Here is a 14,532-nt window from a genome sequence, read left to right as displayed (position 1 = left end):
TTTACAGAAAACCAAGCCCTTTTTTTTTCAAATAATTAATTACAAATTCATTCCTCCTGAAACTTCAATGCGTTGTGCATTCACCCATTTTGCATCGTCTGTACACAAAAAGGCCACTACGCTTCCAATATCTTCCGGCAAGCCAACTCGCCCTAATGCAGTCACTGAAGCAAGAAATTGATTCAGTTGCTCGTTATCGCGAACCGCACCGCCGCCAAAATCGGTTGCTATAGCACCCGGAGCCACTATATTTACTCTGATTTTTCTTTCACCCAATTCTTTAGCTTGGTATTTGGTCAATGTTTCCATCGCACCTTTCATACTTGCATAAGCACCATATCCCGGAAATGAAAAACGAGTCAATCCCGATGAAATATTTACAATTCCTCCGCCATCGTTCATTATTTCCAAAGCTTTTTGAGTTAGAAAAAAGGGTCCTTTAAATTGAATATTAACCAAATCATCAAATTGAGCTGTGGTTGTTGACAATAAACTTTCGTGAACACCAATGCCCGCATTGTTAATTAAAAAATCAATTTTTTCAACACCAAAAGTGCTTTTTAAAGCGCTCGCTACATTTTGAAAAAACAAATCAAAACCACTCACTTCAGCAACATCCAATTGAATGGCTGCTGCTTTCTGGCCTAATTTTTCAATTTCTTTTACAACAGCTTCTGCTTCTTCTTTTTTACTGTTGTAGGTTAACACGACGTCAAGTCCTTTTTTGGCAAGGTTCAAAGCCATATCTTTCCCTAATCCGCGACTTCCACCGGTTACTAATGCTATTTTGTTTTTCTTTGATTCCATCTTAAATAGTTGTTTTAAATTAATACAGCAAAATTAGTGTAGAAGTAATGCTAGTCAATTGTAAATATCAATCCAGAGTTTGCGAAATTCAAATTATCGAGTTCGTTAGATAAAAACAGCCTTTTAAAAAATCTTTTTAAATCTGCAAAATCTGCGTGTCAATTTATTCTTTCTTCACGCAGATTGAGCAGTTTTTTATTTGGTGTTTTTAGGGATTATTTATAAAGTAGAAAACCATTTATGAATACAAAATAGTCCCCCTTAAATGAACTTACATTCCTTATATGTAAAAAATCATTTGATCTATTTAAGTCCTAAAAGATAATGGCGTCAATGCTGTTTGTTTTTTGAAAAAATTAGAAAAATGCGCCAATTCTTCAAAACCCAATGAATAGGCAATTTCCGAAATGTTCCAATCGGTTTCTTTCAATAAAATCTTCGCTTCATGAATCAATCGATCACTGATTAACTCGGTGGTGGTTTTGCCTGAATTCTCCTTTAAAACTTTATTGAGATGATTGACATGAATGGCCAAACGAACCGCAAAATCTTTAGCCGATTTCAATTCTAACCTTTGGCGTGGGGATTCAATTGGGAATTGTCTTTCGAGTAATTCCATAAATAAGGAAGAAACTCTGGCAGCCGAATTGTGTTTTGAATACAAAGCCGTTACGGGCTGTAGCTTTTGTCCAAAGTGTATCAACTCCGCAACATAATTCCGAATCAAATCATATTTATACACATAATCCGAATTGATTTCTTTGTGTATCTTTTTGAATAATACATCAATCTCTATTGTTTCTTCATCCGTGAGTTGGAAAACAGGATACCCATCCGTTTGAAAAATAGGCAGTTTATCTAGTTCTATTCCACTTTTATCCTTGGTTAAAAACGCACTGGTAAAGACACAGAAATGTCCCGACTGTTGCGTGTCTTGTGGAACATAATGATACGGGATTTTTGGCGTAGCAAATAAAAGAGCATTCTTTTCAATATCAATTACTTTGTCTGCATATTCCACTCTGTTTTTACCCCGTATCAAGCTTATTTTATAATACGCTCTTCTGTCATAAGGCATAAAAGACTTATCCTTTAGTCTTTCATAAAGTTCTTTGATATTGAAAACATTGAAATGTCCAATTTCGTTTTGGATACCATCGGGCAATAATGTGCTCGGTTCCGTGCTGGAGTCTCCAGAAATTTCCTGATAAAACTCGTCTATTGATTTTAATTTCATTGCGAATGAATTTGTAAAAATCAAATATAAGAAATATTTACAAAAAAGATTAATCTACCAATAAAACCTGCGAAATTGGATTAGAAAACAGGAATGGAATTGATTTTAAGTCTGTTTTTTATTTGATTGAGGAAGTGACGAAATAGACAACTTAAAATTAAAAAATGACAGTATTTGCTTTTTTAAAAACTTAATAATTAAGTAAATATCCTTTTACTTCATCAACTTTACTGTCTATCTCAATTTTAGAAATTGGAATGTTATAAAAAAAGCCAGAAGTTAATATTTCAATTGGACTAATTCTTCTATGAGATTCTTGAATTGTAGCAACGTCTAAATTATGCTTTTCTGCATATTTTAATAAATAATCATTACCTTGGGTTGATGAATCCCAATCAATATAATTTAAATAGTCTTTTTCCAAAAAACCTTTTAAAACATTCAAACAAAAACCAACACAAGTCATTCTCTCACCAATTGCTTTTTCAGAAAAATGTTCGCCATTATTATCATAGTATTCTCCACTATAAAAATAACCATATATTGGATTTGCATTTTTCTTAATTGAATTACAATAAGCTATGAAAGCTGGAATCTCATCCTTATGAATCGTCTTTGTTCTTTTATGGAAATATTCAAAATTCACATCACTTAATTCAATATCTGAACCAGTATAATGATATTGTAATAAATTGGAATTATATTTTATTATTAAAGCTGCATGAAAAGGCTCTTTATTTTCATTAATTAAACTCCCTATTGCCAAGTAATTTTCACTTATATCTTCCTCATTTAGAGTGTTAATTATTTCAAACATTAGCGTAATTGTATTAACAAACTTTCATAAACTTTTAAAAGTTCATCTCTATATTTTCTAATATTTTCATTTTTTTCTTGAAAAGATTTAGAAATTACCAAAATAGTTTTTATTTCACTAACATTAAAAATGTTGCTTTTGAAAGCTTTAAGGAATAATTCAATATATTTTTCTTTTTTTTCTAAACTATCAATAAAATCATAAATAGATTCAAGTCTTTTGATTAAATCTTTTGTCTCATAATAATTTATTAAAAACTCTTTAAATGGATAAACTAATTCATCTTCAATGATTGATTTATGTTCAAACACTGGTTTTATTTGTTCATCTTCAAAAGTCTTTTTAATAACTAAACTTGAAATCGTTTTATAAAGATATTCTTTTAACTCTTCAGTCTCATTTATTGTACAATCAATGGTCAATTTGTTCCCATTACCATAATCAAAATGATAATTAGGATCGTTACCTCCAATTTGATTAAAATAACCTGAAATTATTTCTATTCTATTTTCAAATAATTGTTTTGTTCTTTTTTTAGTTATTTTTTTGGCTGTTCTGATTCTTGTGTCCAAAATTTCATCCCCATAGAAAAATTGATATTTAAAAACAGAGTTTTGAATTTCCTTTTGAATATTTCTTAGGTTTGAAGTTACAATTTCATCTGTGGATTCTCCTTTTAAAGCTTCATCAATTTTGGAATAAATGTTACCAATATCATTTTGTAATCCGTTCACCGATGCGTAAGCTGAACCATTTTTAATAGTAAATGTAAACTGGTCAGAAACAGATTCGGATATATTTTTTAATGAATTTGTAACACTTAAAAAAGATTCAAGTGCTTTCACAGACATATTACTTAAGTCGACGTATTCATCATCAACATAAGTTAATTTTATTTCTATTTTGTCTGTGGACATATCCTTTAATTTTAATGTAAATATATTAATAATTTATTTATGCACAAGCTTGTTATAAAATGACAGCTAATACATTTACAGACATTACTATATAAAACACATTAAACAATAAAACTAATTTACACAAAGCTTAATTTGAGTTACAAATTATTTATCTCCTCCCAACAACTCCATAAATTCCAAAGCAGTCCTAGTATTCTTCACATTGTCAAAAGTCAACAAAAGCCTTAAACCAGCCGGCGTTTGTTTTTCTTTCATTTTACAAATAGAACTGTGTTTTTGCACAAACTGCAAAACATACTGAAAACGATTCGATTGGTAATAATCCGATTGTTGATCCGACACAAAATACCCGATCATCTTCCCTTGTTTCATCACCAGTTTCTCGATTCCAATACGGGTAGCAATCCATTTGATTCGAATACTATTCATTAATGCTTTCGCTCGTGGCGGCAAAGGACCAAAACGGTCAATCAATTTATTCTGGAAAATAATGAGTTCTTCTTCGTTTTTAATACCGCCCAATTCATTGTACAAACTCAATCGTTCCGAAACATTATTGATGTATTCATCCGAGAATAACAACTCAAAGTCCGTATCGATTTGCAGGTCTTTGACGTATTCTTTGGTTTCCAAATTGTTTTCCTCCGGATACAAATCCTTGAATTCATTTTCTTTCAATTCGTCAATAGCTTCGTTCATGATTTTTTGATAGGTATCAAAACCAATTTCGTTGATGAAACCGCTTTGTTCGCCACCCAATAAATCTCCGGCACCACGAATCTCCAAATCTTTCATCGCAATATTAAATCCGCTTCCCAATTCACTGAATTGTTCCAAAGCCTGAATTCTTTTTCTGGCATCATCCGTCATCGCAGAATATGGCGGACAAATAAAATAGCAAAACGCTTTCTTATTGCTACGTCCTACCCGACCACGCATTTGATGCAAATCAGACAATCCGAAATTATTGGCATTATTGATAAAAATAGTATTGGCATTAGGAACGTCCAAACCACTTTCGATGATTGTGGTGGCAACTAAAACATCAAATTCTCCGTTCATGAAAGCCAACATCAATTCTTCCAGTTTTCTTCCTTCCATTTGGCCGTGACCAATTCCAACTTTGGCATTTGGGACCAAACGCTGAATCATTCCGGCCACTTCCTTGATGTTTTCTATTCGATTATTGATAAAGAAAACCTGTCCGTTCCGCTGAATTTCATACGAAATCGCATCGCGAATCAACTCTTCACTAAAGCCAACTACGTTCGTTTCAATAGGATATCTATTGGGCGGAGGCGTTGTAATCACCGATAAATCACGCGCTGCCATTAGCGAAAACTGCAACGTTCTCGGAATTGGCGTTGCTGTCAAAGTTAGTGTATCGACATTGGCAGCAATAGTTTTGAGTTTGTCTTTTACGTTGACACCAAACTTTTGTTCCTCATCTACAATCAACAATCCTAAATCTTTAAAAACTACATTTTTGTTGACCAATTGGTGTGTTCCAATCACAATATCGAGTTTTCCTTCGGCTAATAATTTTAAGGTTTCCGATTTTTGTTTGGCCGTTCTAAAACGGTTCAAATACCCCACAGAAACCGGCATATCTTTCAATCGTTCGGTAAAAGTTCGGTAATGTTGGTACGCCAAAATTGTGGTGGGAACTAATATCGCAACTTGTTTGCTGTTATCGACTGCTTTGAAAGCGGCACGAATGGCAACTTCGGTTTTACCAAAACCCACATCCCCACAAACCAATCGATCCATTGGACGATCACTTTCCATGTCGGCTTTTACTTCTGCCGTCGATTTAGTTTGATCCGGTGTATCTTCGTAAATAAACGAACTTTCCAATTCATTTTGCAAATAACTGTCGGGCGCAAACTGGAATCCTTTTTCCAGTCGCCGCTTGGCATACAATTGAATCAAATTGAATGCAATATGTTTGACGCGCGCCTTGGTTTTTTGTTTTAAAATCTTCCAGGCATTCGAACCCAATTTGTAAATTTTGGGTGGCGTTCCGTCTTTTCCGTTGTATTTTGAAATTTTGTGCAGTGAATGAATACTCACATACACAATATCATTATCGGCATAAACGAGTTTGATAGCTTCTTGTGTTTTGCCTTCGACTTGTATTTTTTGCAAACCTCCAAAGCGTCCAATTCCGTGATCAATGTGCGTCACGTAATCCCCAACGGACAATGTTGTGAGTTCTTTTAAAGTGATATTCTGTTTTTTCGAATAGCCATTTTTGATGCTAAATTTATGATAGCGTTCAAAAATCTGATGGTCTGTATAACAAGTTATTTGGTTTTCCTCGTCTATAAATCCTTGGTACAAAGGCAAAACAACGGTATGGTATTGTTTTCTGATGTTTTCAGAATTGGCCTCATCCAAGGTTTCGAAAATATCATGAAATCGTTTGGCTTGAGCATCATTGGAACAAAACAAATAATTTTTGTAGCCGTTAAAATGATTTTCATTCAGATTATTCAACAACAAATCAAACTGTTTGTTGAACGACGGTTGCGGCTGAATGTGAAATTCGAATTTTTTGGTTGTTCTAAAAATAGCCTTCGAACTCAATTCCACAATCGAGAAATCCAACGCTCTTTTTATAAACTCCGCTTGATTCAAGAACAATTCTTCAGGTGTAGATCGTTTTATTTCCTGCGATAATTTTGCGAAAGCTTCTTCGGCTTTGCCAAATTGTTTGTCTAATTGGGATAAAAAATCCTCGGTATTCTGAATGAAAATAACCGTTTTCTCCGAGATATAATCCAAGAAACTTTCTCGGTTTTCCTGAAAAACTTTGTTCTCTACATTTGGAATTATCGTAATTTTCTTTTGTTGCAAAATCGACAATTGCGTCGCTACATCAAAACTACGGATGCTTTCTACTTCGTCTCCAAAAAACTCAATTCGGTACGGATTATCATTCGAAAACGAAAATACATCGACAATTCCTCCACGAACGGAAAATTCTCCTGGTTCCGTAATGAAATCTACTCTTTTGAACTCGTATTCGAACAAAACTTCGTTGATAAAATCGATCGAAATCTTGTCACCAACAGCAACTTTCAAGGTGTTTTTATCCAATTCTTTTCGGGTTACCACTTTCTCGAATAATGCTTCGGGATACGTGACAATAACTGCCGGTTTTTTACGGGAATTGATTCTGTTGAGGACTTCGGCGCGAAGCAAAACATTCGCATTATCGGTTTCTTCAATTTGGTACGGACGACGATATGAACCGGGATAAAACAAAACATCTTCGTCGCCAACCATCTGTTCGAGGTCGTTCAAATAATAAGCGGCTTCTTCTTTATTGTTTAAAATAACCAAAAAAGGAAGTTCCGATTTCTTGAAAATCGAACGAATTACAAAGGAAAGCGCTGATCCGAGTAATCCGGAAAAGTGCATTTTTACTTGATTATTCTCCAATAAACGAGCAACAATTTGCTGCGTTTTTGGTGCATTCTCGTAAATAGTATATAAGGCTTTTTTACTCAACGCGGGGTAGATTTGGGTCGATTGGTGTATTAGGTACTGGCGTATTAGGAATTGCTCTTGAAGCATCCATCATTTTCAATAAGTCGGATTCTCCTTCTTCGACTGGAATTTTACTTTTTTCTACGATTTTATCCATCTGTCTTTGTAAGGAAACCAATTCCAAATTAATTTCAGCAACTAACTGCGTCACTTTTTTATCGGGAATATTATCCAGATGAATGAATAAATCCAACATTCGGACCTTAGTGATTACCGTCGAAATTCTACTTTTTATCTGAGGTTTACTAAAATTATAAGGAACATTATCGTTCAAAGCCATTGCTTTTTTAGAAAGGGCTTTCGATTTTTGTTGAAAAGCACCAATGGTTTTTTTAGGCTTTTGAGCTAATTCAGCCAAAAACATTCGTAATTCATTCCAGGTAGCGATACTTTTTTCAGAAGCCTCAGTTATAGGTGTATCATAAAAAACCCAGCCTTTTTCTATGTTTTTAAATATGACTTCTTTTTTTTTGATCTCTTTCTTATTTTCGGCAATCCGTTTTTGACTATCATCTTGACACGAAAACAAGATGAAAATCAGAGAAAAGAAGACCATTATTTTGTTTATCATTTGAATTTGAATTAAAGTACAAAGTTACAAAGTAAATTTACAATTACGAATTACGGCATAGGAATAACAATCTAATATTCTTGAAGCTCTTTTTATATTTAAAAAAACAAAAATTAAGAATTTTACACCCATTTTAAACACTATTTTAGTAAATTTATAACTTTTTTAATCAAATTTGTGTTATTTACGAAAACGTTATCTTTGTATTTCAAAACAAACAAAATGAGTACTAAAATATTGATTATCGGCGCTTGTGGACAAATTGGAACGGAACTTACCCATAAGTTGCGAAAAATATATGGAACAGAAAACGTAATAGCTTCTGATATTCGAAAACTGAATAATGACGTAGTCAATTCAGGTCCTTTCGAAGTGATAAATGCGCTGGATTTTAATCAAATTGAGCATCTTGTAGAGATTCATAAAATTGATGAAATCTATTTAATGGCGGCACTATTATCGGCAACAGCGGAGAAAAATCCAGCTTTTGCTTGGGACCTAAATATGAATTCCTTGTTTCACGTTTTGAATTTGGCGAAAGCCAAAAAAATAAAAAAGATATTCTGGCCTTCCAGTATTGCTGTTTTTGGACCAACAACACCCAAAGAAAACACACCGCAATATACCATTATGGAACCTTCTACGGTTTATGGAATCAGCAAACAAGCGGGCGAAAGATGGTGTGAATACTACCACAATATTTTTGGTGTTGATGTGCGAAGCATTCGTTATCCCGGTTTAATTAGCTGGTCTACGCCTCCTGGTGGCGGAACTACGGATTATGCGGTGGATATTTTCCATAAAGCACTTTCGGACAAAACATACGAATGCTTTTTATCCTCCGAAACTAAAATGCCGATGATGTATATGGACGACGCGATTGCTGCAACGATACAAATTATGCAAGCGCCAGTAGAACAAATAAAAATTCATTCTTCTTATAATCTGGCCGCAATGAGTTTTACACCTACGGAAATTGCTGCCGAAATCAAAAAACACATTCCTGAATTTACCGTTACTTACAAACCTGACTTTCGTCAAAAAATAGCCGATAGCTGGCCGGCAAGTATTGATGATGCTGAAGCCAGAAAAGACTGGAATTGGAAACACAAATTTGATTTGGAAAGCATGACTGTGGATATGTTGAAAAATTTGAGCCCCGAAAAATAAAATTTATTACTTAAAACCAAAAAGAGTCTAGTTTAAGCTAGACTCTTTTTGGTTTAATGAAAAATTACTTTATTTCATAAGTATTATTCGCTTGTTTCACATCAGCCATTAATCCGCTTGGGTCAATGGTGATTTTCTTGATGGCTGTTTTCGGTTTAGCAATTGTAAACTCAAAAGTTGGATTCGCCCAAGCCCAATCATTCAAAACTGTTCTTTTTACTGAAGGATTCGGATTTTCTTTTTCGAAACTCATCATGCGCAACGGAATATAAAAACTTTCAGTCGTTCCATCCGTATATTCTGCCGTCAAATCGATTGGCATCGGCATTCTGCCTATTCTTTCTAGTGTTACAACAGTTTTGTCGGCATTCTCTTTTACTTCCTTAATTCCATAGTCAATCGTGTTCGTCGTTTCGGTCCAATCCACCAAATACCAATCTAGATTTGCTCCTGAAACACGTTCAGCTGTTCTCTTGATATCATTTGGCGTAGGATGTTTGAACTTGAAATCTTGGTAGTATTTTTTTATTGTTTTCGCTAAATTATCCTGTCCAATCACGTAACCCAATTGCGACAAGAAAATACTACCTTTTACATAAGACGAAATACTATAAGGACGGTTTTCATCATAACGATCGCCATGAGTGGTTTGCGGTTGTTCTTTCCCAGAATCCACTAAGGAATAATACGCCTTATAATTTCCTTTGAATGGATTTTCGTCTTTTTTGACTGCCATTTCATTTAATGCCAAATCCTCTACGTAGGTTGTAAAACCTTCATCCATCCAAGGATGTTTTGATTCATTTGAAGCCAAGACATGTTGAAACCAAGAATGTCCCAACTCATGCGTTGCTGTCCCTAAAATTCCTTTTAAAGTTCCGTCACCTAACATCAACGTACACATGGCATATTCCATTCCGCCATCGCCACCTTGAATAAAGGAGTATTGTTTGTATGGATAATCTCCAATGTGTTTGTTATAAAAATCCATTACATTGACCATTAATGGCTCTAATTGTTTCCAATTTTCCATCGTCTTTGGATTATTTTTATACAAGAAATGCAAATCAACATTATTAGGTCCTTTGACCACATCATGGATATAATTTTTATCAGCAGCCCAAGTAAAATCATGAACCATTGGCGCTATAAAATGCCACGTCAATGTTTTTGTTTTCTTTGGATAAACCACCGTAACTCCGGCATCTTCGTATCCGTGTCCAATTTGGTTTTGGTTTTGCAAATAACCGGAACCTCCCAAAATATAATCCTTGTCAATGGTAATATTTACATCAAAATTTCCCCAAACACCTTGAAATTCTCTGGCGATATAAGGATCTGGATGCCAGCCTTCAAAATCGAATTCGGCTATTTTCGGATACCATTGCGCCATTGACAATGCTATTCCTTCCATATTATTTCTTCCGGAACGACGAATTTGAACTGGAACCTGACCATCAAAATCCAACGTAAAAGTAGTTTTTGAATTCGGTAAAATTGGCTTTGCCAAAGTCACTTCGAGAATCGTTCCTACCGTTTTTGCGAAAGCGACAATTCCATCTTGCTTGAAATTAGTAATTTTCAAATACCCAATTTCGTTAGGCTTCAAGGTTTTGATTCGACTTTCTTTGACATCTTTGCCGTCAACTTTTATTTTGTTGACCATTCTGGCATCTGGATCTTTGATACTTTGGATTCTGGCATCCATTTCACTTCCGGGTTGGAAAGCATTATTGAATAAATGGTAATATACTTTTCTTAAAGTATCAGCAGAATTATTGGTGTAAACCAATTCCTGCTTTCCTTTGTATTGGTAATTTTTCACATCCATCGTGACATCCATTTTATAATCAACATGTTGTTGCCAATACGTGGACCTTTGTGCAAATAGAGCACTACAATTAAGTGTGATAAAAGATAGTAAAAGGAGTTTTTGCATCATTTTTTATAATAAAAAATGGAAGAGCAAAAGCTCTCCCATTAGATTAATACCTATTTGAATTTAATTTTTAGACATTCTTTCAGCTAGAATAAAAGCATTATAAGCATTGATCATTTTCCCTGATTTTGAAGTTTCAGCATTTAATTTTTTCTCTTGAGTTTCTCCCAATTCTATCGTTTCAGGAAGTGGTGTTCCTGAATCCATCAAGATTTGTTTCACCTGAACGGCAGATAATTTAGGATAATACGAGCGAACTAATGCTGCAACACCAGCCGCATTTGGTGAAGCCATTGAAGTTCCTTGTTCGTATTTGTATTTATTGTTTGGCACTGATGCGTAAATTTCCATTCCCGGAGCGTATACATCTACATTGATTTTTCCATAATTAGAAAATGGCGCGACTACCGCTTCTCCATATACATTGTTCAAGGCTCCAACAGTAAGTACGTTTTTAGCAAACTCTATTTTGTTGTCTTCAGAATCATTTGGAAAACTGATGTTTTTTTCTAAATCAATATCATTTCCCTCATTTCCTGATGCGTGTACGAACAAAACATCTTTCTTTTCAGCATATTTTATAGCATCAAAAACCCATTGCTTGTGTGGAGAATAGTTTTTTCCAAAACTTCCGTTAATTACTTTAGCCCCATTATCAACTGCGTAACGAATCGCTAAAGCAATATCTTTATCGTATTCATCCCCATTAGGAACGGCTCTTACGGCCATAATTTCAACATTATTAGCAATTCCGTCACCGCCAATATTGTTATTTCTCACTTGGGCAATAATTCCGGCAACATGAGTTCCATGCAAAGCTTCTTCTTTATCCGGTCCGTAAACAACATTATTTCCGTATTTGGTATCGTTTATATCATCCGGATTATCGCCAACCACTTTTCGGCCATTAAATTCTTTGTTTAAATTATAATTCAATTGGTCATAAATATACTTTTTGTATTCTTCGATATCGGCGGCAAATTTCGGCCCTGACTGCCCAATAACGCGCGTCATAATCATTTTACTTTTATTCAACGCTTCATCAGTACTCACAATTGCATTCAATTCTTCCAGTGTATAATCGTCTTTCTTTAAATAGGTTTGAATCATTTTATTGGTATTCAAAAGAAAATCTACTTGTTGTTTCCCTTCCAAAGCTTCATTATATTTCTTTTCATAATCTGCTTTAGCATTTTTATAAGTTACTGATCCATCATCTGCTTTTTTCAGCATACGAGTCATTTCCAGATTTTCAAAACCTGAGTCTCCAAGGAAGTTCCAGCCGTGAATGTCGTCAATAAATCCATTTTTATCATCGTCAATTCCATTCCCGGGAATTTCTTTGGTATTGGTCCAGATCACTGATTTTAAATCTTCATGATCAATATCAACTCCTGAGTCTACAATCCCCACGATAACTTTTACTCCTTTTTTATCTTTCAATAATTCGGCATACGCTTTATCAACGCTCATCCCGGGAATCGTATCTTTCACCAAATCTAAATGACTCCAACGTTTTAAATCAGTTTCACTTATAGGGGCAACTTTCTTAATAATTAACGGAGCACTTACTGTTGTAGGCGCAATAGTTTTGGAAACTTGTTTTTGAGCACTACATCCCACTAATGCAAAAAAAGCAACGGCAGAATAGTAGATTGGTTTAATATGATTCATTTATAAATTTTTTAAATTAAATGTGGGGCCTAAATTATGTTTTTTTGTCCCAGAATTTAAATGGATTAACACTCCCTTAAGATTTGTTCGAAAGCAAAGAAATGAATATTAAAGCGTATTTTTATCTTGTTCAAAATAAAAATGGAAGGACAATCTGCCCTTCCATTTTTATTTTGAAATTGAAACTATTATTTTTTAGACATTTTTTCAGCCATCAATAAAGCATTGTAAGCATTTACTATTTTTCCAGATTTAGATAAAGTAGTAAAAGATCGCGTGTCAGCAGGTTTTCCACCAACAATAACATCTGTTGTAATCGCTACTCCTGAATCCATCAAAATGTGTTTTACCTGTTGTGCAGATAATTTTGGGTAATACGAACGGATTATTGCTGCAACTCCGGCAACATTTGGCGAAGCCATTGACGTCCCTTGTAAATATTTATAAGAGTCATTTGGTGTGGTCGCATAAATTTTTACACCCGGTGCAAAAACGTCAACATTGGTTTTTCCAAAATTTGAAAATCGTGCCACTACTTTATTTCCATATTCAAAATTTAACGCACCAATTGTGATTACATTATCAGCAAACTCAGTTACTTTATCATCAGAATCGTTAGGAAAATTATTTTCGGTATCGAGGTTTTTTGCATCATTTCCGGCAGCATGAACAATTAATACGTCTTTTTTCTCTGCATATTTGATTGCATCATAAACCCATTGTTTATGTGGTGAAAAGGTTTTTCCAAAACTTCCGTTAATTACTTTAGCGCCATTATCGACTGCATAACGAATCCCAAGAGCAATATCTTTATCGTATTCATCCCCATCTGGAACCGCACGAACGGTTAGGATTTCAACATTATTTGCAATTCCGTCACCACCTAATTGATTGTTTCTAACTTGAGCAACAATTCCGGCAACGTGAGTTCCATGAAGAATTCCATTCTTGTCTGGACCCATAACATTGTTGTTACCATATTTTGTATCCGTGATATCTTCCGGATTATCTCCAACAACTTTTCTGTAATCTGTTTTTAGGTTATCTCCTTGTAAAAGCGCATTGAAGCCATCTAATTGTTTTTGAACAGCTGCTTTTAAGTCCGTTAAAGGCATGCCATAAGAAAGCATTTGCTCCATAGCAGCCTTACTTTTTTGCATTTCCGGTTCTTGTGATACAATTGCTTTAACTTCTTCAACTGTATAAACTGGCTTTCCAAAATGCTTGATCAATCTAGCATCTCCTTCGTTTAGAGTTACCAACATTTGCTCCAACCGTACTTTCCCTTTAGCGGCATCGACAATTTTAGTATCATTTGCCGCTTTTGCAGCTTGATACGTTACTTCATCAACTATGTTTTTGTTTTTAATAATTCGTTCGAATTCATAATTTTCTTTGGTAATATCTCCAAGGAAATTCCAACCGTGAATATCATCAACATATCCATTTTTATCATCATCAATTCCGTTACCAGCAATTTCTTTTGTATTGGTCCAAACCACCGATTTTAAATCTTGATGCTCAATATCAACTCCTGAATCTACAATCCCAACGATAACCTTTACCCCTTTTTTATTTTTCAATAATTCAGAATACGCTCTATCAACACTCATTCCGGGAATCGTATCCTTTACGATATCTAAATGACTCCAACGTTTCAAGTCATTTTCAGTTATTGGCGCCTTTTTTATAATGTTTAAAGGTGCACCTATTGCAGTAAGCGTTTGTCCCGTCCTGAAATAGCGATACACAAAAAAGATCGTTATGGAAGAAAACATAAATTATGTAAAACGCACCCAACGCGATTACAGTATGTCTTTAAAGCTTCAAATTGTTAGAGAA

Annotated in this window: 10 protein-coding genes; 1 reads left to right on the top strand and 9 read right to left on the bottom strand. The window is 34.5% G+C overall.

The annotated features are described in order from the left end of the window. Positions 1 to 39 precede the first annotated feature (39 nt). The 6 genes from ACM55I_RS06835 to ACM55I_RS06810 form a co-directional block, all read right to left on the bottom strand. The gene (locus ACM55I_RS06835) at positions 40 to 807 is read right to left on the bottom strand and encodes an SDR family NAD(P)-dependent oxidoreductase (protein ID WP_416846014.1); all 768 of its coding nucleotides are present in this window, start codon (positions 805 to 807) and stop codon (positions 40 to 42) included. Between the two features lie 307 nt (positions 808 to 1,114). Next, complete coding sequence (locus tag ACM55I_RS06830) at positions 1,115 to 2,044, bottom strand: helix-turn-helix domain-containing protein (RefSeq protein ID WP_416846012.1); 930 nt, start codon at positions 2,042 to 2,044, stop codon at positions 1,115 to 1,117. A gap of 190 nt (positions 2,045 to 2,234) precedes the next feature. After that, complete coding sequence (locus ACM55I_RS06825) at positions 2,235 to 2,861, bottom strand: hypothetical protein (RefSeq protein ID WP_416846010.1); 627 nt, start codon at positions 2,859 to 2,861, stop codon at positions 2,235 to 2,237. Beyond that, entirely contained in the window at positions 2,861 to 3,778 is a 918-nt protein-coding gene (locus tag ACM55I_RS06820) for a hypothetical protein (RefSeq protein WP_416846008.1), read from the bottom strand. Before ACM55I_RS06820 ends, ACM55I_RS06825 begins: the two co-directional genes overlap by 1 nt. A gap of 147 nt (positions 3,779 to 3,925) precedes the next feature. Continuing rightward, positions 3,926 to 7,297 carry a transcription-repair coupling factor gene (gene mfd, locus ACM55I_RS06815; protein WP_416846006.1) on the bottom strand — a complete coding sequence of 1,124 codons (3,372 nt, stop codon included), beginning with the start codon at positions 7,295 to 7,297 and terminating at the stop codon, positions 3,926 to 3,928. After that, positions 7,290 to 7,907: a hypothetical protein gene (locus tag ACM55I_RS06810; protein WP_416846004.1), complete on the bottom strand. Its 618-nt coding sequence runs from the start codon at positions 7,905 to 7,907 to the stop codon at positions 7,290 to 7,292. The genes mfd and ACM55I_RS06810 overlap by 8 nt, the downstream gene beginning before the upstream one ends. A 222-nt stretch (positions 7,908 to 8,129) precedes the next feature. Between ACM55I_RS06810 and ACM55I_RS06805 the strand changes: the two genes are divergently transcribed. Then, positions 8,130 to 9,077, top strand: coding sequence for an L-threonine 3-dehydrogenase (locus ACM55I_RS06805; RefSeq protein WP_416846002.1), 948 nt, complete (start codon positions 8,130 to 8,132; stop codon positions 9,075 to 9,077). A gap of 64 nt (positions 9,078 to 9,141) precedes the next feature. On the opposite strand, the gene ACM55I_RS06800 is transcribed toward ACM55I_RS06805, so the two are convergent. From ACM55I_RS06800 to ACM55I_RS06790, 3 genes are all read right to left on the bottom strand, one after another. Next, positions 9,142 to 11,016 (bottom strand): M1 family metallopeptidase, encoded by a 1,875-nt coding sequence (locus ACM55I_RS06800; protein ID WP_416846114.1) that lies wholly within the window; start codon positions 11,014 to 11,016, stop codon positions 9,142 to 9,144. Positions 11,017 to 11,079: 63 nt separating this feature from the next. Further along, positions 11,080 to 12,690 (bottom strand): S8 family peptidase, encoded by a 1,611-nt coding sequence (locus ACM55I_RS06795; RefSeq protein ID WP_416846001.1) that lies wholly within the window; start codon positions 12,688 to 12,690, stop codon positions 11,080 to 11,082. A 188-nt stretch (positions 12,691 to 12,878) separates the two neighbouring features. Beyond that, positions 12,879 to 14,468 (bottom strand): S8 family peptidase, encoded by a 1,590-nt coding sequence (locus ACM55I_RS06790; protein ID WP_416846000.1) that lies wholly within the window; start codon positions 14,466 to 14,468, stop codon positions 12,879 to 12,881. Positions 14,469 to 14,532 lie beyond the last annotated feature (64 nt).

It is taken from the genome of Flavobacterium algoris, from assembly GCF_048158525.1.
Classification (GTDB): domain Bacteria; phylum Bacteroidota; class Bacteroidia; order Flavobacteriales; family Flavobacteriaceae; genus Flavobacterium; species Flavobacterium algoris.
This window is presented reverse-complemented; position numbering and strand designations above follow the sequence as displayed.

Coding starts and splice junctions, on each gene's coding strand:
- ACM55I_RS06830 (WP_416846012.1), bottom strand. CDS start 2,044: ATGAAATTAAAATCAATAGACGAGTTTTATCAGGAAATTTCTGGAGAC.
- ACM55I_RS06810 (WP_416846004.1), bottom strand. CDS start 7,907: ATGATAAACAAAATAATGGTCTTCTTTTCTCTGATTTTCATCTTGTTT.
- ACM55I_RS06790 (WP_416846000.1), bottom strand. CDS start 14,468: ATGTTTTCTTCCATAACGATCTTTTTTGTGTATCGCTATTTCAGGACG.
- ACM55I_RS06835 (WP_416846014.1), bottom strand. CDS start 807: ATGGAATCAAAGAAAAACAAAATAGCATTAGTAACCGGTGGAAGTCGC.
- ACM55I_RS06800 (WP_416846114.1), bottom strand. CDS start 11,016: ATGCAAAAACTCCTTTTACTATCTTTTATCACACTTAATTGTAGTGCT.
- ACM55I_RS06820 (WP_416846008.1), bottom strand. CDS start 3,778: ATGTCCACAGACAAAATAGAAATAAAATTAACTTATGTTGATGATGAA.
- ACM55I_RS06825 (WP_416846010.1), bottom strand. CDS start 2,861: ATGTTTGAAATAATTAACACTCTAAATGAGGAAGATATAAGTGAAAAT.
- ACM55I_RS06805 (WP_416846002.1), top strand. CDS start 8,130: ATGAGTACTAAAATATTGATTATCGGCGCTTGTGGACAAATTGGAACG.
- ACM55I_RS06795 (WP_416846001.1), bottom strand. CDS start 12,690: ATGAATCATATTAAACCAATCTACTATTCTGCCGTTGCTTTTTTTGCA.